Source organism: Citrobacter sp. S39, assembly GCF_009495675.1.
GTDB lineage: Bacteria > Pseudomonadota > Gammaproteobacteria > Enterobacterales > Enterobacteriaceae > Citrobacter > Citrobacter freundii.
Genome location: NZ_CP045555.1, coordinates 4,344,130 through 4,364,588, shown reverse-complemented (window position 1 = coordinate 4,364,588; position 20,459 = coordinate 4,344,130). Strand labels below are relative to the sequence as shown.

Genomic DNA, 20,459 nt, shown 5'->3' with positions numbered 1-20,459 from the left:
GTGTGTGATTCTCCGGAAAGGATCTTTAATTGTGATAATGATGAACTTGTGAAATCTGAGCTAAGAACCAGGTGATGATCAGCAGATCGGCGCAGCCTCCGGGACTGAGGTTGCGTTCAATGCACTGTTGGTCGAACTGGTGTAGGTATTCGAGATCGGCAGGGGTACGAATCCCCCCTTGCTGCATCAGGGCGGTGGCCTGCTGCTGTAGCCAACGCAGACCTTCTGCGCCGCCACGTGAAGCCACGTTGGTGTCGCCGTTGATAGACATCAGCAGCAATAAAGTGTCGAGTAACGCCAGTTCAGGGTCGCGGCCCTGAGTCAGCAGTGCGCGGTAGTGCGGCAGGGCATGCCGGATGACTAGCGGGTATCCCGCTTCGGCTTCGCCCCGTGCGCCGGTTAATCCCAGTTGCTGATAAAGACGTTGGCCTGCCGTGAGTTGTTGATTGTTCTGGCGCAGTTCGCGCTCGGTCAGACCACGGCAAAATGTTGCTGCCGTAGAGCAAATGGTTTCAGCGGTAACAGTTAGTTGGAGCTGGTGCAGGCGGCCAATGGCGGCGCACAGCAGGCCCAGAGAAAAGATGCTGCCTTTGTGGGTATTCACCCCTGCGGTGGCGCGAAACATATCAGCTTCGCAGGCCATGCCCAGCGGGCGCAGTCCTTTCAATACATCCTCAGGCGACAGCTGTGCGCTAAACGCCCCATATTCAATAAAACGTGGCAGCCAGGCCTGAATAGCCTCGGCGCTGCGATGAAAATCTTCCAGCGCCATATCTTTATGCGCGCCGTTGTTAATACGATCTACCAGACCGGGTTTGGGTGACAGGTTGACTTCAGTCAGCATGGCGCGCCACGCGAGCGCTGCGTAAGCATCAGGCAGATCCAGAGGAAGGACTGCATTATTGGTTGATGTTGCGGGAATCGGCATCATGCAGCAGTGCCTCCATCTGAGTGAGTAAGTCGGAAAGTGCGTGGGTTTTACCCCGCGCACAGTCGGCAGCACTTTGCTCGCACAGCAGACAGCGGCGGGCAGGGAGTGCGAAATGACGCCGGGACAGAATTTCCCCTTCAGGGGTCAGGACATCGATGTCCCATAGCCGTCCCAGCGGGTGTGAATGCTCAAGTTCAATCGTGGCGAGCTTGAGGTCGTGGGCCGGAGCCTCAATAGACAAAAGACCTTCTGGACCGCTGGCAGAAACCAGCGCTGTTTGCTCCCTGACAATCCAGGCAGATTGTTCCGCCAGCGCGAGCAAGGCGGTTACGCCGTGATTAAAGATGCGACGGGTTAATGCGCTGTCTTTAATCGGACCCGGTGCAACCACGGTGAACGAGACCAGTGGCGCAGAGTGGCGTGTCAGCCAGTCCTGTTGCCTTGCTTGTCTCTTATCGCGGCTGGCGAGCAGCTCGGGAATCGAAACCGCGTGTTGGGTGGCGAGTTCAGGGAGCAGGTGCATGGCTTATTCCTTCACCTGATGCACAACGTCAATCACTGAACCGTCGCGATAACGCACAACGGCAATCACGCGGTCAGTGAATTCGATAGCGCGTGGCTGACCGGTGAGTTGCTGTGCACGTTCGCGCAGCCATTCAATGGACACCACTTTCATACCGGCTTCTTTCAGTCGTTCTGCCAGTTCCGGACGTGCAGGGTTGACGGCGATACCGTGGTCAGTGACCAGAATATCAACGCTGGAGCCAGGGGTTACGCAGGTCAGCACGTTATCAACCAGCGTCGGGATGCGTCCGCGAACCAGCGGTGCGACGATGATGGAAAGCGCTGCGGCCACAGCCGTATCACAGTGTCCGCCGGATGCGCCTCGCAGTACGCCGTCAGAACCGGTCAGTACGTTCACATTGAAGTTGGTGTCTACTTCTAATGCGCTCAGTACCACCACATCCAGACGGTCAACGGATGCGCCTTTTGAACCCCAGTTGGCATACTGGTTTGCACTGATTTCAATGTGGTTTGGGTTGCGGGCCAAGGACTCAGCCGCGTTACGGTCGAAGCTCTGCACGTCCAGCAGTTTGCGAATCAGGCCTTTTTCATGCAGATCCACGATGGTGGCGGTGATGCCGCCCAGCGCGAAGTCAGCACGGATATCGCGGCTGCGCATTTTGTCTTCCAGGAAACGCGTCACGGCCAGAGAAGCGCCGCCGGTGCCTGTCTGCAGTGAGAAGCCTTCATTGAAGTAGCCGGAGTTAGCAATGACCTCTGCCGCGCTACGGGCGATTAACAGTTCACGCGGGTTAGTGGTCATGCGGGTCGCATCAGCACCGATTTTGTCCGCATCGCCGACCTGATCGATCTGCACGATCAGATCTACCTGATCCTGTGTAATGCTGGCCGGGTTATGTGGATAGGTCAGCAGTTGTTCAGTCAGCAGGACAACCTGTTTCGCGTTTTCCGCGTCTACGCGGGCATAGCCCAGTGAGCCGCAGCATGCTTTACCGGTATAACCGTTGGCGTTACCAAACTGGTCGCAGGACGGTACGCCGAGGAACGCCACATCAATGCTGAGTTCGCCGCTTTGTACCAAGTGTACACGTCCACCGTGGGAGTGAATCTGTACCGGTTCGGCCAGCAGGCCACGGGAGATCTCTTCCGCCAGCGGGCCACGCAACCCGGAGGTATAAATACGGCTGACCACGCCCTGACGGATGTGCTCAACCAGCGGAGCATGGCAATCGCTCAGAGAGCTGGAGGCCAGCGTCAGATTTTTAAAGCCCATACTGGCGATGGCATCCATCACCAGATTAATGGTCAGATCGCCACCGCGAAAAGCGTGGTGGAAAGAGATGGTCATGCCATCCTGTAAACCTGAACGACGAATGGCGTCTTCCAGGTTAGCGCACAGCTTTTTGTCGCGCGGTTTTTGCGCCTGTAGTTCTACTTTTGCGGTGCTCTGATAAGCGGAAAGCTCACTTTCTGCATGACGGCTCCAGGTCGCCACGCGATCCTGGCGTTGAGACTGTTCGATTTTCTGCGTCATTTTTTTGCCTTATTCTTCGCGAATGCCGGAAAGTTCTGCACGGGAGATAACCAGAAGGGCGCGCTCGATAACCGGGCTGTCGACCATTTTGCCGTTCAGGGAAACCACTCCACGACCTTCGCGGGCAGCGGCTTCAGCGGCTTCTACGACCAAACGGGCGTGAGCCAGCTCTTTGCGCGTCGGGGCGTACAGGTTATGCAGGAGTTCGATCTGGCGCGGGTTGATGAGCGACTTGCCGTCAAAACCCAACTGCTTGATGTGTGCGGCTTCGTGCAGGAAACCTGCTTCGTTGTTGGCATCGGAATACACGGTGTCGAACGCCTGAATACCGGCAGAACGTGCAGCCTGCAAAATAGAGCAGCGGGCAAACAGCAGTTCAGTACCCTCCGGCGAGCGTTCAGTGCGCAGGTTACGCACATAATCTTCAGCACCCAGAGCAATACCGATCAGGCGCTCGGAAGCGTGGGCAATTTCTACCGCACGGGTAATGCCTAACGGCGACTCAATGGCGGCTAACAGGCCGGTGCTGCCGGGTTCACGGCCACAGGCGTTCTCGATGCGCAGAATTTCACTTTCGATGTCGATGACATCCTGCGCGGTATCGGTCTTCGGTAAACGTACGATGTCAGCACCGCCGCGTACCACTGCTTCAAGGTCGTTGATGCCCCATTCGGAGTCGAGGGCGTTTACACGCACGATGGTTTCAACGTCGTGATACAGCGGATGCTGCAGCGCGTGGTACACCATGCGGCGAGCGGTATCTTTTTCACGCAACGCGACGGAGTCTTCCAGGTCGAACATCAGTGCATCTGCCGGGTAGATGAACGAGTTGCTGACCATGGCGGCATTGGCACCCGGTACGAACAACATGCTGCGGCGAGTACGGGTTTTACGTTGTTGCAAAGATGCGGAAATCACTGGCAATCCTCCCATGGCAGTGCCGGAATACCGCCAGCGCGGGCCAGTAGTGCTTCCAGTCGCGCACGTAAAATGCAGTCCAGTGCGCCTTTATCATCAACATTTAATTGCACGCCGCGTACGTTGTAGCGGGACAGAACGTCCAGGATGGTGGTCCGAATGGCATCACCGAACTGTTTTTCGACGCTACTGTTAACCTGCAGGTCAATATCCTGCGAATCGAGTGGGGCGATGCGAATCATCACATCACCGGACTCGAGTGTGCCTGCGACGGCTGCCTGGTTTATTTTCATTTTTCACCTGTTGCTAATGCGGGGGTATTTTGGCGGACTGCCGCACCCGATGAGGCTCGTTCAACCATGCTTTGCAGATAGTGCAGCGTGGCGTCAGGGACCAGGGATGCGATAGCCGTGAGATCTTTTTTAACCAGCAGCTTGCGCACCCAGGAGGCGGAAATCGGCATCTCCTGGAAGCACAGCCGCTCAATTTCCACCAGTTCAATCGGTGGGGCGGGAAGCGTTGGGGTCTCCAGCCAGTAGCGCATATCGTTGTTGTACTGGGAGGTGACGGTGCAATACGGCTCGGTACCGACGAAACGATGTGTAACGCCGAGAGCCGGTGCCAGGTACTGGCGGAAGATTTTCAGGTCTATTTCGGTGTAGCAGTGGTTAATAACGCTCTGCTCTTTGATGAAGTAGCACGGGAACGTGGCGCGGGAAATGATGTATTCCGAACCGCGATGCACGGTTAAACGTGGAATATCTTTTGTCCCTTTAAGCACCAGATCCAACCGGTCTTCATACGGAAACCGTGAGGTATCCTCTTTGACCAAAAACAGATGCAGCCAGTCACATTGTGCGGCCGCCTGTTGGATCAGAAAACGATGTCCGTTGGTGAAGGGGTTGGCGTTCATGACGATGCAACCAATTTTTTTCCCTTCACGACGCTGTTTTGCCAGAGATTCAGCGTAACGTTTCAGACGCGTGGTGCTGTTTTCCATCAGCACCATAATGCCGGGAACGCTGGTCAGCGTAGAAAAGCCACACTGTTTAAACAGCGATTCGTACTCGGTTTTGGTATAGATGAAGAGGTGCGTACAGTGGCGCTCATAGGCGAGGTTGATTAACTCGGTCGCTAGCGTCAACGCTAAGCCTTCGCCCCGTACGGATTCGCAGATGGCGACACACTTAATAATATTCCCAGCGATACCGCCGCATGCAATCAAGCGGTCGTCACGGGTGACGGTGATAAATACTTCGACGGTGGTGTCAACGCTCAAATCATTCTCTTTCAGAAATTGCGTGATAGCCGCCATCTTTTTATTTTCTGAGCGTTTAACTTGCGTGAATATATTATTACCGAACATAGTGAATAGAGCCCCGATGCTATATTTGTTACTGGGTTTCTGTTTTTGTTGCTCTGCTTAGCAACCTGATAACGTTTTGTTTGCAATTGAAGGGAATGATTTTTTATTACGGAGTATTTCTTTTTTTCCCTGCTGCATACATCGTAAGGGGTATTTTGGAGGTAATTTTTGATTTATTTCACAATAAGTTAGAAGGTTTTAATGTGTTTTATGGTTTTAAGTTTTTTAATTAATTTAACCTCGAAATGGCGTGTGGTTTTAATTTGTTTAATTGATTTAAAGTGGGGAATCTGCAACGATCTTGTTTTATACCGTGACGTGTAAATAAAACATTTCTATTACAACTACAATGAGAAATAAGTTTCGGGCAACGTGGGTGAGGAAGATATATGGCTGAGCAGAAAAATAAAACACGGTTTCCTTTTTTCCGCAGCCTGGCGTTTCCTTTACGCATCTTTCTGCTTATTTTGGTCGTTTCTGTTTTTATCATCGCCGCCCTGGCACAATACTTTACCGCCAGCTTTGAAGATTATCTGGCCACGCATGTCCGCGATATGGCAATGAACCAGGCCAAAATCATCGCCTCTAACGACAGTATCATCACGGCAGTTAAACATCGTGATTACAAGCGTTTGGCGACGATTGCCGACAAACTGCAGAGCGGAACTGACTTCGACTATGTGGTTATCGGGGATACCAACTCCATTCGTCTATATCATCCGAACCCGGAAAAGATTGGCTACCCGATGCAGTTCACCAAACCCGGTGCGCTGGAAAAAGGAGAGAGCTACTTTATTACCGGTAAAGGGTCCATCGGGATGGCAATGCGCGCTAAAACGCCCATCTTTGATGACGATGGCAAAATCATTGGCGTAGTCTCAATTGGTTATCTGATCAGCAAAATCGATAGCTGGCGATCGGATTTCTTACTCCCGATGGCCGGTGTGTTTATCTTGCTGTTGTTGGTACTTATGCTGCTATCCTGGTTTTTCGCTGCCCATATTCGTCGGCAGATGTTGGGTATGGAACCGAAACAAATTGCGCGGGTGGTACGTCAGCAGGAAGCGTTGTTCAGCTCGGTATATGAAGGATTGATTGCCGTGGATCCTGATGGATATATCACCGCAATAAACCGCAGTGCGAGGAAAATGCTGGGGCTGTCTTCACCAGGGCGAAAGTGGCTTGGAAAACCGGTGAGTGAGGTGGTTCAGCCAGCGGACTTTTTCACCCAACAGATTGCGGAAAAACGACAGGATGCGATGGTAAACTTTAATGGTCTGAGCGTTATCGCCAACCGTGAAGCGATTCGCTCTGGTGACGAACTGCTTGGGGCAATCATCAGTTTTCGTAGTAAAGATGAAATTGCTACCCTTAATGCGCAATTAACGCAGATCAAACAGTATGTAGAGAGCCTGAGAACGCTGCGTCATGAGCACCTGAACTGGATGTCGACCATCAATGGCCTGCTGCAAATGAAAGAATATGACAAGGTTCTGGCCATGGTGCAGGGAGAATCCCAGGCGCAACAGCAACTGATTGACAGCCTGCGTGGCGCGTTTGCCGATCGTCAGGTCGCCGGTCTGTTGTTTGGCAAGGTTCAGCGCGCACGGGAACTGGGCCTCACCATGACTATCGTTCCGGGGAGCCAACTGCATCAACTCCCCGAGGGGCTGGATAGCACAGAGTTTGCAGCAATTGTTGGCAATCTGCTTGATAATGCATTTGAAGCGAGCTTACGCACCCAGCAAGGCAACAAGGTCGTAGAGCTCTATTTGAGCGATGAAGGGGATGACGTGATCATCGAAGTTGCCGATCAGGGATGCGGTGTGCCGGAAGCATTGCGTGAGAAAATATTTGAACAGGGTGTGAGCACCCGTACCGATGAACCAGGTGAACATGGCATCGGTTTGTATCTGATTGCAAGTTATGTGAGGCGCTGTGACGGGGTGATTACGCTCGAAGATAACTCCCCTTGCGGTACCTTATTTTCTTTATTTCTTCCGAAAGTGAAAAAAAATAATGACGGAACCATTAACGCTGTTGATCGTTGAGGATGAAACGCTACTGGCGGAAATGCATGCTGAATATATCCGCCATATACCCGGTTTCAGCCAGATATGGCTGGCGGGTAATCTTGAGCAGGCGAGGATGATGATTGAGCGTTTTAAGCCCGGTCTGATACTGCTCGATAACTACTTGCCGGACGGCAAGGGAATTACGTTGCTGCATGAGCTGACCCAGGCGCGCTATCCGGGCGGCGTAGTGTTTACCACGGCGGCCAGCGATATGGAAACGGTCTCCGAGGCCGTGCGCAGCGGTGCGTTTGATTACCTGGTCAAACCCATTGCCTACGAGCGGCTGGGGCAGACCCTGACGCGTTATCAACAACGTCGACGCATGTTGGCGGGGAATGACAGCGCCAGCCAAAAGCAGATTGATGAAATGTTTAATGCCTACGCGCGGGGCGAACCGAAAGGGGATTTACCGACCGGGATTGATGCGTTAACACTAAATGCAGTGTTGAAATTATTCGCCGACCCGACGGTACACCATACTGCGGAAACGATCGCCCAGGCGCTTACCATCAGCCGAACGACTTCCAGACGCTACCTGGAGTACTGTGCCAGCCGTCATTTGATTATTGCGGAGATTATTCACGGTAAGGTAGGCAGGCCGCAGCGTATTTATCATGGCGGCTAAATGCTGATTTCTGACGTAGGCCGGATAAGATATTTTAGCATCGACATCCGGCAACGGTGCGGTTTAAATGCCGGATGCGGCGTAGATGCCTAATCCGGCCTACATTTCACTGAGTATCAGCCGCCAACGACGGCTGAAGAAGAACCTGGTACCATCACTTCAGTTGCGATAATCACCACCAACAGCCCAACCAGAACCGGAACCGAGGTACGTTTCACCACTTCGAACGGAGAAATCTTTGCCATACCTGCGACAGCGACAACCACGCCGGAGACCGGGGAGATGGTGCGCCCAAGGTTTGACGCCTGCAGCATCGGGATAACAAGGTAAGCCGGGTTAATGCCGGAAGAATGCGCCAGCTTAGGGATCATTTCAACGAAGGCGTAGAACGGGGCATTACCGGAACCCGTAGTCATTGCCGCCAGCATAGTCAGGATCACCAGCACCATCATCAAGATAATGCTCGCTGAACCAAACGAGGTGGCGATAGAAATCAGACTCTGAATAAAGCCGATTGTGCTCAGACCCTGGGCAAAAACACCCGCAGCGACTAACAACATCACCACGTTAGCAAAGGCATCCGCCATGCCACGGTAAGCGACTTCCAGACCAGAGAAAACCTTTTGGGTGTTGAACCCACGTACGAACTCCAGAATAGCCGCGATGAGCATGCACAGAACCAGAATCGTAATGATGTGCAACTGCGGGCCCCATTTACCATCAAAAATCAGGACGCCAACGATCGGGGTAAACGGCAGAATGGCGTAAAATGACGGGGCAGTCGTGGTGATTTCAGCCACATCTAACATTTCATGAGAAATGTTCTCTTTTTTATCCAGAAAACGCTGCCAGAAAAAGTGGGCAATCGCCATAGCAATGATGGCGGCAATAGAAATTGGCAGCGTGGTTTTAAAGGCGAAATCGATCAGCGGCATTTCCGCAGCTTTTGCCGCCAGCACCACATCACCGGATGTTGGTGAAAGAATAATTGCAGCAGGGGAGGCACAAATAGCCGCTGCAGCGCCACGGCTGATTCCAACGTTAACCATGACCGGGAACAGTGTTGCCATCAGCAATACGCCCAGACCGGTTGCTGAAGAAACCGCCAGTGACATCAGGCAGGCGACAAAATAGGCGGCAATCATTAGCAGGTAAGGAGAGTTGATGTATTGCAGGGGCTTGGAGGCCAGCTTAACGACCATATCGTTCGCGCCAATATGGGTCATATAGGCGGCAAAACCACACAGCATCATGATCATCATGCCGAGATCGCCACCACGGCTCATCAGCAAAATTTTAATATATTCAACAATGTCTGTTGCCGTATAGCCCGTCGATGCCGCGCTGGATGGCAACACTTTATGCCCCATCAGCGCACTGATAATCAACAAAACCAGACCGCCAACAAACAGTACGCCTGTCGCGGAATAACCTTTAATGATGTAGCGCGCTACACCTACAATAACCACAACCCCAATAAGGAGTTCAATAAATGTCAACATCGTTTCCCCTGTCGCATTGCTGCCCAGAAAGTAAAAAAACTAAAAAAAGTAAAAAGTGGTGACAGAATGTGCCTAATAAACCGATAACTCTTGCTGATTAAAATCAATAAAAATACGGATTCAAGCGATGGCTTAGCCGTTTTTTCAGCATCGTGCTTAAAAAAAGAATCTCACAATAAAAAACTGTGAAGTGCAGCGCCGGTGTGTGTGTTTTGTGGTGATATTGATTCTTAATTGTTAATTTATTGTAATATTATTTAACTTTTCTCGGAGTAAAGAACAATTTATTGGCAATAAAGAGAAAATAGTTCCTATGAAATGGCTCAATAAATTAAGGGCTAATTATCTTAAAAATTTCATGCTGAGGAATATTCTGATTTTTTAGCTGCGCATTTTTGTTAAGCTAACATTAAGGTTGGGTTTGCTACAATTAATAATAAATCCCAGGATGGTAATTAAGTTGTGATTGTCGCTAAACGATATTTTCTCATTTTTTCATTTCTTTTTATTCAGTTAGCTTTCATTCCCCAGAGCGCTGCTGAAGATAAAGGCTGGTTCGCTACTTTTAAAGACAACGTCAGTGAAACCTGGCTGCAGCCGGAACATTATGATTTGTATATACCGGCTATTACCTGGCATGCACGCTTTGCCTACGATAAAGAAAAAACGGATCGCTACAATGAACGCCCGTGGGGGGCAGGATTTGGTCAATCCCGTTGGGATGATAAAGGTAACTGGCACGGACTTTATATAATGGCCTTTAAGGATTCCTACAATAAATGGGAACCTATTGGTGGTTATGGCTGGGAAAAAACCTGGCGACCGCTGGCCGATGAAAATTTCCATGCAGGTCTCGGTTTTACCGCCGGTTTTACCGCGCGTGATAACTGGAACTACATTCCGGTACCCGTGCTGTTACCGCTGGCATCGATAGGGTATGGTCCGGCAACGTTCCAGATGACCTACATTCCGGGAACGTACAACAACGGTAACGTCTACTTTGCGTGGATGCGTTTCCAGTTTTGATAGACTACCTGTATTGTTAGGTGGATTATTAAAAAGTCTTTTTAAAACAGTGTGATATCAACGTTAACTGAAAAATAACGCGACATTTATCACTTTTTGATAAAGTTCGACTGGACAAAGTGCACCACAATTGTTGTACTGATACCCGACACAGCATTTGTGTCTATTTTTCATGTAAAGGTAATTTTGATGTCTAAGATTAAAGGTAACGTTAAGTGGTTTAATGAGTCCAAAGGATTCGGTTTCATTACTCCGGAAGATGGCAGCAAAGACGTGTTCGTACACTTCTCTGCAATCCAGACCAATGGTTTTAAAACTCTGGCTGAAGGTCAGCGTGTAGAGTTCGAAATCACTAACGGTGCCAAAGGCCCTTCTGCTGCAAACGTAATCGCTCTGTAAGCATACGACAGCAAGCATTCAAAACCCGCTTAATTGCGGGTTTTTTTTCGCCTCAGTGTGCGGGAGAGGCCGAAACCAGCCAGAATGCCAGGGCGGTCATCGCAAATGATCCCAGCAGATTCGCCAGCACATTCAACATAGCCCAACCAAAGCGTCCTTCCTGTAGCAAAAACACCACCTCAGCCGAGAAAGTGGAAAATGTTGTTAGTCCCCCGCAAAAGCCAGTTGTAATCAGTACCTTCCACATTGGATCAATGTTTGTCATGCGATTAAACCATGCCAGACCCATACCAATGATAAATGCGCCAAGTAAGTTTGCTGCCAGCGTACCGAATGGAATGGCCTGGTGTAGCGGGTTAAACCTCATGCTCAACATCCATCTTGCTACACTACCTGTACCACCACCGATAAAAACCGCTAAAAGGAGTTGTAACACTGCGTAATCCTGCTATTTGATTGTATATAGGATGAGTGTAACGCTGAATAATCGTGGTTGGCGAGCCTAACAACGTTTTCTGGAGGGAATATGTTCGTTGCAGCAGGGCAATTTGCCGTGGGACCTTCATGGGAAAAAAATGCAGAAACCTGCGTTTTACTGATGTCTCAGGCTGCGGGAGAGGGGGCATCGTTACTGGTATTACCGGAAGCGCTTCTGGCCCGTGACGATCTGGACCCAGACCTGTCAGTGAAATCAGCTCAATTGCTGGAAGGTGGATTTTTGACGCGCTTGTTGCGAGAAAGCGCGCAAAACGAGATGACGACAATCCTGACGATTCATGTTCCCTCTGTGCCTGGACGGGCGTTTAACATGCTGGTGGCGCTACGGGCAGGTCAGGTTGTTGCCCATTACGCTAAATTACATCTCTACGACGCCTTTTCGATTCAGGAGTCACGAAATGTGGATGCAGGGGACGTCATAGCGCCGCTGCTGGACGTAGGCGGGTTAAAAGTAGGGTTAATGACCTGTTATGATCTGCGCTTCCCTGAGTTGGCGCTGGCGCAAGCATTGCAGGGAGCGGAAATTCTCGTATTACCCGCAGCCTGGGTACGGGGATCGCTTAAAGAGCATCACTGGTCTACGCTTTTGGCTGCAAGAGCGTTAGATGCAACGTGTTACCTGATTGCGGCGGGAGAGTGTGGTAATAAGAATATCGGCCAAAGCCGGGTCATCGACCCTTTTGGTGTGACCATTGCTGCTGCGGCGGAAACGCCTGCGCTAATTATGGCCGAGGTTTCTGCAGAGCGGGTAAGGCAGGTCAGAGCACAACTTCCGGTGTTAAGTAACCGACGTTTTGCGCCACCGCAATTATTATGACGTTTTTTTAAACAAGGCTTGATTCACCTTGTTACAGATTGCTATTGTGTGCGCGCGTCGAAAGGCCGTTAATATTCTCAGGTTAATATGGCGCTTTATGCAGCCTGGTTTAAGTGAAGAAGGTATCTATGGGTGAGATTAGTATTACCAAACTGCTGGTGGTTGCCGCACTGGTTGTTCTGCTGTTTGGTACCAAGAAGTTACGTACACTGGGTGGAGACCTGGGAACGGCAATCAAGGGCTTCAAGAAAGCAATGAACGACGATAATGCCGATGCTAAGAAAGATGCTGATGGTAGCGTTCAGGCTGAGAAGCTTTCTCATAAAGAGTAATGTCAGGAGCATGATGCTCATACTGCATACTCTGCATGAAAAAAAACCGGCAATTTGCCGGTTTTTTTATTGCTGATATGTAAGTGAGTATTACACGATTACTTCACTTCCAGCCCTTTGGCCTGCATGTCAGCATGGTATGAAGAGCGAACGAATGGACCGCAGGCTGCATGGGTAAAGCCCATGGCCATAGCTTCGGCTTTCATCTCATCGAACTCATCCGGGCTTACATAGCGTTGAACCGGCAGGTGGTGACGGCTTGGCTGTAAATACTGCCCCAGCGTCAGCATGGTCACGCCATGACTGCGCAGGTCACGCATGACCTCAATGATTTCTGCATTGGTTTCGCCCAGACCAACCATCAGACCTGATTTAGTCGGAATCTCCGGGTGCGCTTCCTTGAAACGTTCCAGAAGCTTCAGCGACCAGTTGTAGTCCGCCCCCGGACGTACATTGCGATAAATACGCGGTACGTTTTCGAGGTTGTGGTTAAACACGTCTGGCGGCGTGGCGGTGAGGATATCCAACGCGCGATCCATACGACCACGGAAGTCAGGCACCAGCGTTTCGATTTTAATCGACGGGCTTTTCTCACGAATAGCGGTGATACAGTCAGCAAAGTGCTGAGCGCCGCCGTCACGCAGATCGTCGCGGTCAACGGAGGTAATGACGACATAGCGCAGCGCCATGTCAGCAATCGTCTGAGCAAGTTTTAACGGCTCGTTAGCATCCGGAGCAACCGGACGGCCATGGGCAACGTCACAGAATGGGCAACGGCGGGTACAGATTGCGCCGAGGATCATAAAGGTTGCGGTTCCGTGATTGAAACATTCAGCCAGGTTAGGGCAGGAAGCTTCTTCGCAGACAGAGTGCAGGCCATTTTTGCGCATTGCCGCTTTGATGCCCTGGATGCGAGTGGAGTCCGCTGGCAGTTTTATTTTCATCCATTCCGGTTTACGCAGCAGGGCTTCACGCTCTGTTGCCACATTTTTTACCGGGATAAGAGCCATCTTATCGGCATCGCGGTATTTAACACCGCGTTCCATCACAATGGGTTTACTCATAGCTTGCGTGTTCCAGTTGCGAATTACGAAGGAAAGCGTTTCAATTCAAGGGAATGTTGCATTTATCAACTATTTTTGAATTAGTGATACGCAGTATATCATTGAAACGGGCCAGAAAGCAGCCTGACAGGCTGGCAAAATGTAAAATAGTTGTTGTTTTGTGCCATTTGCCACAACATTTGCCGTGGCAAAGTATGACCGTATTTTCAGTCTGCAACGTACTCGTGCGGTGGGTTACCCAACAGCGCTAATATGTTGGCCAGCAGGCGTGGGCGAACGCTCTCGGTCGTGGCTGCGCTATCCCACTGCGATACTTTCGCCATCTCCATTCCGGCGTAACCACAAGGATTGATACGCAGGAAAGGCGATAAATCCATATCCACGTTGAGCGCTAAGCCGTGAAACGAACATCCTCTACGAATACGTAATCCCAAAGAGCAGATTTTCTTCTCCCCGACGTATACGCCAGGCGCATCGGCTCGCGGGTGGGCATCAATGCCGATTTCCGCAAGTGTATTGACGACGGTTTGTTCCAGCAGCGTAACCAGTTCACGAACGCCAAGTTTGCGACGCTTCAAGTTCAACAGCACATACATGACCTGCTGGCCCGGCCCGTGGTAGGTCACCTGGCCGCCACGATCGCTCTGGATCACCGGAATATCGCCCGGCATCAGTACGTGCTCTGCTTTACCTGCCTGACCCTGGGTAAAAACAGGATAATGCTCTACCAGCCAGATTTCGTCATAACTGTTTTCATCGCGGGTATCGGTGAATTCGTGCATGGCCAGAGAAACTGGCTCGTAAGGTTGAAGACCGAGCTGGCGGACCAGAATTTTATCCTGATACAAAACGGCATCTCCGTAGATACTCACATAGAGTAGAGAATATAAAAGAGGGGGAAAAGTATATCACAGGAGGGAGGGGTTACCCGAGCGGGGATGCAGCGGGTAACCAACAGGATTTTACAATACCATGCGTACGATATCGATATTGCCTAATTCTTCGTACAGCGTTTCAACCTGCTCAATGTGTGTAGCAGTAATAGTGATTGAGACCGAGTGGTAGTTGCCTTTGCTGCTCGGTTTTACCGTCGGAGAGTAATCACCTGGCGCATGGCGCTGTACCACTTCAACCACCTGATCAACCAGCTCAGGCAACGCCTGCCCCATTACTTTGTAAGTAAATGGAGTAGGGAATTCAAGCAGTTCGTTAAGTTTGGTTTTCATGTCAGCTCCGGCGTTACATCAATAAATAATAACTCCCACAGCGTGTGGGAGTTATCTGGATACCTAGTATATGGGGACGTAAATCACACTTTCAAGTGTTCGATTTTTAGCCAAACCAGTGATGGAACATTAATTTAATGTAATCAATGATTTTCCCAAAGAAGTTGCCTTCAGGGATTTCCTGCAGGACTACCAGCGGGCGCTGTTCGATGGTTTTGCCATCCAACTGGAAGTTGATAGTGCCGACAACCTGGTTTTTCTGCAGCGGTGCATGCAGTTCTGTGGTGTTCAGCACATAGCTTGCTTTCAGATCTTTCATGCGGCCGCGCGGAATAGTCAGGTAGACATCTTTATCTACGCCTAACGATGCACGATCGGTGTTACCAAACCAGGCCGGTTCTGAAGCAAACTCTTTACCGACTTTCAGTGGATTCACGGTTTCAAAGAAACGGAAGCCCCAGGTCAGCAGTTTTTTACTTTCGGTTTCGCGACCTTTATAGGTGCGGCCACCCATGACGGCAGAGATCAGACGCATCTGACCTTCGGTTGCGGATGCAACGAGGTTATAGCCAGCTTTGTCGGTATGACCGGTTTTGATACCGTCGACATTCAGGCTGTTATCCCACAGCAGGCCGTTACGGTTTAACTGACGAATACCGTTAAAGGTGAACTCTTTTTCTTTATAGATAGAGTATTCGTTAGGCACGTCACGAATCAGGGCCTGGCCAATCATCGCCATGTCGCGAGCCGAGCTGTACTGACCGTCAGCATCGAGACCATGAACGGTCTGGAAGTGGGTGTTTTTCAGGCCCAGCGCGTTCACATAGCTGTTCATCAGACCGACGAAAGCATCCTGGCTACCGGCTGCGAAGTCCGCCATTGCCACACACGCGTCATTCCCGGATTGTAGGTTGATACCACGGATCAACTGGGAAACAGGAACCTGCATTCCAGGTTTCAGGAACATCAACGATGAACCTTTAAAGACCGGGTTACCTGTAGCCCAGGCGTCATTGCCGACAGTGACCAGATCGGTTTCTTTGAACTTGCCGGCTTTCATCGCCTGGCCGATGACGTAGCTGGTCATCATTTTGGTCAGACTGGCGGGGTCGCGGCGAGTGTCTGCGTTCTGTTCTGCCAGAACTTTGCCTGAATTGTAATCAATCAGGATATATGACTCCGCATCGATCTGCGGAACACCCGGGATCATGGTTTTAATATTCAGGTCATCGGCATGGGCAGCAGATAGAGAAGCTGCGCAGAGAGCCGCGGTGAGCGCCATACGCTGCACGAAACGAGCGGAAAAAGTGGTCTTCATGGTCTGAACTACGACGTCCGTGATGAAATTAAAAAAAGTGCCCTACTATAGCAAATGCAAAACGGGCAGGCATCTGACTTTCCGCGTGACTTTGTTAATGTCATTTACAGAAACTGACAGTTCAGATACCTGATTTACGTTATTACACGCCGGTGATGAAGGACTGTAATTGCGCCTCGGATTGAAGACGCTGCTGCAATGTGGAGGCTTCAGCTTTGCTGGCGAACGGCCCCATCTGGATACGCCAGACTGCGCCATTTTGTACCACCCGACCTGGAACGCCAAACTGCTGGCTTAAACGTTTTTGATACTGCTGCGCACGCGACTGCTCGCTGACTGCGCCAACCTGAACCACGTAACGTCCGTTGGCTACTGCCGCTGGAGCAGGTGCCGCGACGGCGGCTGGTGTTGCTGCTGGTGCGGTTGGTGTTGCCGGTGCGGTGATGGTCGGTTGCGGAGCCGGAGTCGGCTCGCTACCTTCCAGCACGCCTGCGGCGAGGGTGGTTGGCGCACCGAGGAATCCACCGCTGTTCACTGGCGCACCGGTTGGATCATCGCTTTTCAGCGTGGAATTGCTGATCGGACGAATATCGCCTTGCGGCTGACCCGCATCCGATGGCGAAGGCATACTTCCCATATTACCGCCACCGCTTAAATCAGGACGCGCGGGCAGGGCATAGGTTTGCTTTGCGACTGTCGTACACGCCATACCCGGACCGGACAATGAACCATCCTGGGCGACGATGATCGGGTCGATACGCACTTTGGTGTTGTTGGAGGTATTCAGACGGTCAGCTGCTGCACGTGAAAGTGAAATCACGCGATCGTTGCCATAAGGGCCGCGATCGTTTATGCGCACGACAATCATCCTGCCGTTTGCCAGGTTAGTTACTCTGGCATAGCTTGGGACTGGCAGCGTCGGATGCGCTGCGGTCAGTTGCATCGGGTCGAACGCTTCACCAGACGCGGTTAAGTTGCTTCCGGGTTCCGCATCATAGATAGCGGCAAGCCCTGCCTGGCTAAAGCGGGAAGGGTCCTGGACGATTTTGTAGCTCTTACCATCACGCTGATAGTCCTGATTCGCCGTTGGGTTCAGGGGTTCAAAGCGCGGATCGGCCCCGCTGATTTCAACAATCGGACCATTACACACCGCAGGCTGCGGTGCGACAGCACCCTGTTGCTGACCATCATCACTCGAACACGCCGCGAGCATTCCTGCTGCGATGCAGATACCAAGCCACTGCTTACGCATTGCGTACCCCTTACACGCTTTTCGACAACATTTTTCTATGGGTGTGGATCGACATAACAATCCCGAACCCGGCCATCAGCACGATAAGTGCCGAGCCTCCGTAACTGACCAGTGGGAGAGGAACGCCAACCACGGGCAGAATACCGCTCACCATACCAATATTTACGAAGACATAAACGAATAATATCAACATTAAACCACCTGCCATGACGCGACCAAAGGTGGTTTGCGCGTGGGCAGCGATCCATAATCCGCGCATAATCAGCAAAATGTACAGCGCAAGCAGAATTAAGATCCCTACCAGACCCAGCTCTTCTGCTAATACCGCGAAGATAAAGTCCGTGTGACGTTCGGGTAAAAACTCAAGCTGCGACTGCGTACCGTGCAGCCAGCCCTTACCGCGTAGACCGCCGGAGCCAATAGCAATTTTAGACTGAATAATATGATAACCCGCACCCAGTGGATCGGTTTCGGGATCGAGCAACATCATGACGCGCTGACGCTGGTAATCATGCATCAGGAAGAACCACAGTATCGGGATAAACGCCGCAACCAGAACCACCGCAACACCGATTAAACGCCAGCTTAAACCAGAAAGGAACAGAACAAACAGACCGGAAAGGGCGACCAGTATTGAGGTACCGAGGTCAGGCTGAGCGGCCACCAGCAGGGTGGGCATAAATATCAGCACCAGTGCAATGGCGGTATTTTTTAGAGATGGCGGGCAAACATCACGGTTGATGAAGCGTGCGACCATTAGCGGCACGGCAATCTTGGCAATTTCGGAAGGCTGAAAACGCACAATACCCAAATCCAGCCAGCGCTGCGCCCCTTTGGATATCGCGCCGAAGGCATCTACCGCCACCAACAGGATGATGCAGAATATATAGAGATAGGGTGCCCAGCCTTCATAAACCCGGGGCGGGATTTGCGCCATCACCACCATGATGACCAGGCCCATTGCGATCTGGCCGACCTTGCGCTCCATCATGCCGATATCCTGGCCGCTGGCACTCCAGATGACCAGCGAGCTGTAAACCAGCAGCGCCAGCAAAATAAGCAACATCGTGGGATCGATGTGGATTTTGTCCCAGAATGTTTTTTTGTTCGGATTATCCGTCACGATTATTGGTCCTCCGCTGCTGCAACCGCGGGGTTTTCTGCAGGCAGATTGGTGTTGTTGTCGCCCAACATAATGTGGTCAAGGATCTGGCGCATAATGGTACCCACAGCCGGGCCCGCGCCACCGTTTTCAAGGATTATGGCGACAGCAACCTGGGGCTTATCATAGGGTGCGAAGGCCGTCATCAGCTTGTGGTCACGTAAGCGCTCGGCGATCTTGTGCGCGTTATAGGTTTCATTGGCTTTCAGGCCAAAGACCTGGGCAGTACCGGATTTCGCCGCAATTTTGTAAGGTGCGCTAGCGAAATACTTGTGCGCAGTACCGTTAGGGCGGTTTGCTACACCGTACATGCCGTCTTTCGCGATTTCCCAGTAACCGGAATGAATATCACCAACGGGCGGTTCGTGCGGCTGAACCCACGGAACCTGCTTGCCATTTTCTGCCGTGCTCATCAACAAATGCGGAACTTTTATCAAACCGTCGTTGATAAGGATCATCAGCGCTTTACTCATCTGGATAGGGGTTGCAGTCCAGTAACCCTGACCGATGCCGACCGGAATGGTATCACCCTGGTACCATGGCTTTTTAAACCGTTTTTGCTTCCACTCGCGGGTTGGCATATTGCCGGAGCGTTCTTCAGCGAGATCGATGCCCGTATATTTGCCGTAGCCGAATTTGCTCATCCACTCTGAAAGTCGGTCAATCCCCATATCATAGGCGATTTGATAGAAAAACGTATCCGCCGACTCTTCCAGAGAACGAGTGATGTTCAGATGACCGTGCCCCCATTTTTTCCAGTCACGGTAACGTTTTTCAGAGCCCGGTAATTGCCACCAACCTGGATCGAACAGACCAGTATTGCGGGTGATGACACCTGCACTTAATGCAGAAACCGCGACGTAAGGTTTAACTGTCGAAGCAGGAGGGTAAACACCCTGCGTGGCGCGGTTAACCAACGGGGTGTTCGGGTCATTGAGCAACCCAGAGTAATCTTTACTGGAGATACCATCGACAAACAGGTTCGGGTCGTAGCTCGGCATGGACACCAGCGCGAGAACGCCGCCGGTACGCGGGTCGGTAACCACCACGGCGGCGCGACTGCCCGCCAGCAGCGTTTCAATGTACTGCTGGAGTTTCAAATCGAGGGTGAGATAGATATCGTGCCCGGCCTGCGGCGCCACTTCTTTCAGCTGGCGAATGACGCGGCCGCGGTTGTTCACCTCAACCTCTTCATAACCGGTCTGGCCGTGAAGTACATCTTCGTAATAACGTTCAATACCCAGCTTGCCGATGTCGTGCGTCGCCGCGTAGTTAGCCAGTTTGCCGTCTTTGTCCAGGCGGTCTACGTCTTTATCGTTGATTTTTGATACGTAGCCAATGACATGGGTCAGCGCAGAGCCGTAGGGGTAGTAGCGACGTTTATAACCTTTAACTTCGACGCCAGGAAAGCGATATTGATTAACGGCAAAGCGTGCGACCTGAACTTCACTCAGGTTAGTTTTTACCGGAATGGATGTGAAACGGTGTGAACGGGCGCGCTCTTTTTTAAAAGCGGCAATGTCATCGTCCGTCAGGTCTACGACGTTACGCAGCGCGTCGAGGGTATCCTGAACGTTGTCGACCTTTTCTGGCATCATTTCTATCTGATAAATGGTGCGGTTAAGGGCGAGCGGAATTCCGTTACGGTCATAAATAATGCCGCGGCTGGGGGCGATAGGCACCAGTTTGATGCGGTTTTCGTTCGAGCGGGTCTGATAATCAGTAAAGCGAACGATTTGCAGATTATAAAGGTTGGCGATCAGCACGCCGGTGAGCAGCAAAATCCCCAAAAAAGCGACCAGCGCCCGGCGCACAAACAGCGCAGACTCAGCCGAATAGTCGCGAAAAGAATTCTGTAGTTTCATCCGCTGCTTAATCTACTCAAGAAT

Annotated in this window: 21 protein-coding genes; 6 read left to right on the top strand and 15 right to left on the bottom strand. The window is 51.4% G+C overall.

All coding sequences use genetic code 11. The annotated features are described in order from the left end of the window. Positions 1-25: 25 nt before the first annotated feature. Genes citG through citC form a run of 6 tightly spaced genes read right to left on the bottom strand, consistent with a single transcriptional unit; the run spans position 26 to position 5,274 of the window. Positions 26-931 carry a triphosphoribosyl-dephospho-CoA synthase CitG gene (gene citG / locus GFB57_RS20950; RefSeq protein ID WP_003022117.1) on the bottom strand — a complete coding sequence of 302 codons (906 nt, stop codon included), beginning with the start codon at positions 929-931 and terminating at the stop codon, positions 26-28. Further along, a complete protein-coding gene (gene citX / locus GFB57_RS20945) occupies positions 900-1,454 on the bottom strand; it encodes a citrate lyase holo-[acyl-carrier protein] synthase (protein WP_003022118.1) in 555 nt (184 codons plus the stop codon). The genes citG and citX overlap by 32 nt, the downstream gene beginning before the upstream one ends. Positions 1,455-1,457: 3 nt before the next feature. Next, entirely contained in the window at positions 1,458-2,990 is a 1,533-nt protein-coding gene (gene citF, locus GFB57_RS20940; RefSeq protein ID WP_003022120.1) for a citrate lyase subunit alpha, read from the bottom strand. A gap of 9 nt (positions 2,991-2,999) precedes the next feature. Further along, positions 3,000-3,908 carry an aldolase/citrate lyase family protein gene (locus GFB57_RS20935; RefSeq protein ID WP_003022123.1) on the bottom strand — a complete coding sequence of 303 codons (909 nt, stop codon included), beginning with the start codon at positions 3,906-3,908 and terminating at the stop codon, positions 3,000-3,002. Continuing rightward, the gene (gene citD / locus GFB57_RS20930; protein ID WP_003022125.1) at positions 3,905-4,201 is read right to left on the bottom strand and encodes a citrate lyase acyl carrier protein; all 297 of its coding nucleotides are present in this window, start codon (positions 4,199-4,201) and stop codon (positions 3,905-3,907) included. Before citD ends, GFB57_RS20935 begins: the two co-directional genes overlap by 4 nt. Further along, complete coding sequence (citC, locus tag GFB57_RS20925; RefSeq protein ID WP_003022129.1) at positions 4,198-5,274, bottom strand: [citrate (pro-3S)-lyase] ligase; 1,077 nt, start codon at positions 5,272-5,274, stop codon at positions 4,198-4,200. The genes citD and citC overlap by 4 nt, the downstream gene beginning before the upstream one ends. Before the next feature lie 389 nt (positions 5,275-5,663). Here citC and dpiB point away from each other — a divergent pair, with 389 nt between their 5' ends. Next, positions 5,664-7,325 (top strand): sensor histidine kinase DpiB, encoded by a 1,662-nt coding sequence (gene dpiB / locus GFB57_RS20920; protein ID WP_003022131.1) that lies wholly within the window; start codon positions 5,664-5,666, stop codon positions 7,323-7,325. Continuing rightward, on the top strand, positions 7,294-7,974 hold the full coding sequence (dpiA, locus tag GFB57_RS20915) for a two-component response regulator DpiA (protein ID WP_003022133.1): 681 nt from the start codon (positions 7,294-7,296) through the stop codon (positions 7,972-7,974). The genes dpiB and dpiA overlap by 32 nt, the downstream gene beginning before the upstream one ends. 116 nt (positions 7,975-8,090) lie before the next feature. Here dpiA and dcuC read toward each other — a convergent pair whose 3' ends face one another. After that, positions 8,091-9,476: an anaerobic C4-dicarboxylate transporter DcuC gene (dcuC, locus tag GFB57_RS20910; protein WP_003022136.1), complete on the bottom strand. Its 1,386-nt coding sequence runs from the start codon at positions 9,474-9,476 to the stop codon at positions 8,091-8,093. A gap of 462 nt (positions 9,477-9,938) precedes the next feature. Here dcuC and pagP point away from each other — a divergent pair, with 462 nt between their 5' ends. Next, the gene (gene pagP, locus GFB57_RS20905) at positions 9,939-10,502 is read left to right on the top strand and encodes a lipid IV(A) palmitoyltransferase PagP (protein ID WP_003022139.1); all 564 of its coding nucleotides are present in this window, start codon (positions 9,939-9,941) and stop codon (positions 10,500-10,502) included. Positions 10,503-10,691: 189 nt separating this feature from the next. Further along, positions 10,692-10,901: a transcription antiterminator/RNA stability regulator CspE gene (gene cspE / locus GFB57_RS20900; RefSeq protein WP_000034825.1), complete on the top strand. Its 210-nt coding sequence runs from the start codon at positions 10,692-10,694 to the stop codon at positions 10,899-10,901. Between the two features lie 52 nt (positions 10,902-10,953). Here cspE and crcB read toward each other — a convergent pair whose 3' ends face one another. Continuing rightward, the gene (gene crcB / locus GFB57_RS20895) at positions 10,954-11,337 is read right to left on the bottom strand and encodes a fluoride efflux transporter CrcB (RefSeq protein WP_003022693.1); all 384 of its coding nucleotides are present in this window, start codon (positions 11,335-11,337) and stop codon (positions 10,954-10,956) included. A gap of 90 nt (positions 11,338-11,427) precedes the next feature. On the opposite strand from crcB, the gene GFB57_RS20890 reads away from it, so the two are divergent. Together GFB57_RS20890 and tatE are read left to right on the top strand one after the other, a co-directional pair. Next, positions 11,428-12,216 (top strand): deaminated glutathione amidase, encoded by a 789-nt coding sequence (locus GFB57_RS20890; RefSeq protein WP_003022696.1) that lies wholly within the window; start codon positions 11,428-11,430, stop codon positions 12,214-12,216. A gap of 128 nt (positions 12,217-12,344) precedes the next feature. Continuing rightward, positions 12,345-12,548, top strand: a complete 204-nt coding sequence (gene tatE / locus GFB57_RS20885; protein ID WP_003022699.1) for a twin-arginine translocase subunit TatE — start codon at positions 12,345-12,347, stop codon at positions 12,546-12,548. A gap of 98 nt (positions 12,549-12,646) precedes the next feature. Here the strand turns inward: tatE and lipA are convergent, their stop codons facing one another. From lipA to mrdA, 7 genes are all read right to left on the bottom strand, one after another. Further along, complete coding sequence (lipA, locus tag GFB57_RS20880; RefSeq protein WP_003022702.1) at positions 12,647-13,612, bottom strand: lipoyl synthase; 966 nt, start codon at positions 13,610-13,612, stop codon at positions 12,647-12,649. Between the two features lie 206 nt (positions 13,613-13,818). Then, entirely contained in the window at positions 13,819-14,460 is a 642-nt protein-coding gene (gene lipB / locus GFB57_RS20875; protein WP_003022703.1) for a lipoyl(octanoyl) transferase LipB, read from the bottom strand. Positions 14,461-14,574: 114 nt separating this feature from the next. After that, positions 14,575-14,838, bottom strand: coding sequence for a DUF493 family protein YbeD (ybeD, locus tag GFB57_RS20870; protein WP_003022706.1), 264 nt, complete (start codon positions 14,836-14,838; stop codon positions 14,575-14,577). Between the two features lie 106 nt (positions 14,839-14,944). Further along, positions 14,945-16,156, bottom strand: coding sequence for a D-alanyl-D-alanine carboxypeptidase DacA (gene dacA, locus GFB57_RS20865; protein ID WP_003022711.1), 1,212 nt, complete (start codon positions 16,154-16,156; stop codon positions 14,945-14,947). Between the two features lie 142 nt (positions 16,157-16,298). Continuing rightward, entirely contained in the window at positions 16,299-17,408 is a 1,110-nt protein-coding gene (gene rlpA, locus GFB57_RS20860; protein ID WP_003022715.1) for an endolytic peptidoglycan transglycosylase RlpA, read from the bottom strand. A 10-nt stretch (positions 17,409-17,418) separates the two neighbouring features. Beyond that, positions 17,419-18,531, bottom strand: coding sequence for a peptidoglycan glycosyltransferase MrdB (mrdB, locus tag GFB57_RS20855; protein WP_003022718.1), 1,113 nt, complete (start codon positions 18,529-18,531; stop codon positions 17,419-17,421). Between the two features lie 2 nt (positions 18,532-18,533). Then, positions 18,534-20,435: a peptidoglycan DD-transpeptidase MrdA gene (gene mrdA, locus GFB57_RS20850; RefSeq protein WP_003022722.1), complete on the bottom strand. Its 1,902-nt coding sequence runs from the start codon at positions 20,433-20,435 to the stop codon at positions 18,534-18,536. Positions 20,436-20,459 lie beyond the last annotated feature (24 nt).

Excerpts from the sequence above, each read along its gene's own strand:
- dcuC (WP_003022136.1), bottom strand. The coding sequence starts at position 9,476 with ATGTTGACATTTATTGAACTCCTTATTGGGGTTGTGGTTATTGTAGGT.
- citD (WP_003022125.1), bottom strand. The coding sequence starts at position 4,201 with ATGAAAATAAACCAGGCAGCCGTCGCAGGCACACTCGAGTCCGGTGAT.
- rlpA (WP_003022715.1), bottom strand. The coding sequence starts at position 17,408 with ATGCGTAAGCAGTGGCTTGGTATCTGCATCGCAGCAGGAATGCTCGCG.
- tatE (WP_003022699.1), top strand. The coding sequence starts at position 12,345 with ATGGGTGAGATTAGTATTACCAAACTGCTGGTGGTTGCCGCACTGGTT.
- citF (WP_003022120.1), bottom strand. The coding sequence starts at position 2,990 with ATGACGCAGAAAATCGAACAGTCTCAACGCCAGGATCGCGTGGCGACC.
- cspE (WP_000034825.1), top strand. The coding sequence starts at position 10,692 with ATGTCTAAGATTAAAGGTAACGTTAAGTGGTTTAATGAGTCCAAAGGA.
- citC (WP_003022129.1), bottom strand. The coding sequence starts at position 5,274 with ATGTTCGGTAATAATATATTCACGCAAGTTAAACGCTCAGAAAATAAA.
- ybeD (WP_003022706.1), bottom strand. The coding sequence starts at position 14,838 with ATGAAAACCAAACTTAACGAACTGCTTGAATTCCCTACTCCATTTACT.
- GFB57_RS20890 (WP_003022696.1), top strand. The coding sequence starts at position 11,428 with ATGTTCGTTGCAGCAGGGCAATTTGCCGTGGGACCTTCATGGGAAAAA.
- mrdA (WP_003022722.1), bottom strand. The coding sequence starts at position 20,435 with ATGAAACTACAGAATTCTTTTCGCGACTATTCGGCTGAGTCTGCGCTG.
- citX (WP_003022118.1), bottom strand. The coding sequence starts at position 1,454 with ATGCACCTGCTCCCTGAACTCGCCACCCAACACGCGGTTTCGATTCCC.
- dpiB (WP_003022131.1), top strand. The coding sequence starts at position 5,664 with ATGGCTGAGCAGAAAAATAAAACACGGTTTCCTTTTTTCCGCAGCCTG.
- citG (WP_003022117.1), bottom strand. The coding sequence starts at position 931 with ATGATGCCGATTCCCGCAACATCAACCAATAATGCAGTCCTTCCTCTG.
- lipA (WP_003022702.1), bottom strand. The coding sequence starts at position 13,612 with ATGAGTAAACCCATTGTGATGGAACGCGGTGTTAAATACCGCGATGCC.
- dpiA (WP_003022133.1), top strand. The coding sequence starts at position 7,294 with ATGACGGAACCATTAACGCTGTTGATCGTTGAGGATGAAACGCTACTG.
- dacA (WP_003022711.1), bottom strand. The coding sequence starts at position 16,156 with ATGAAGACCACTTTTTCCGCTCGTTTCGTGCAGCGTATGGCGCTCACC.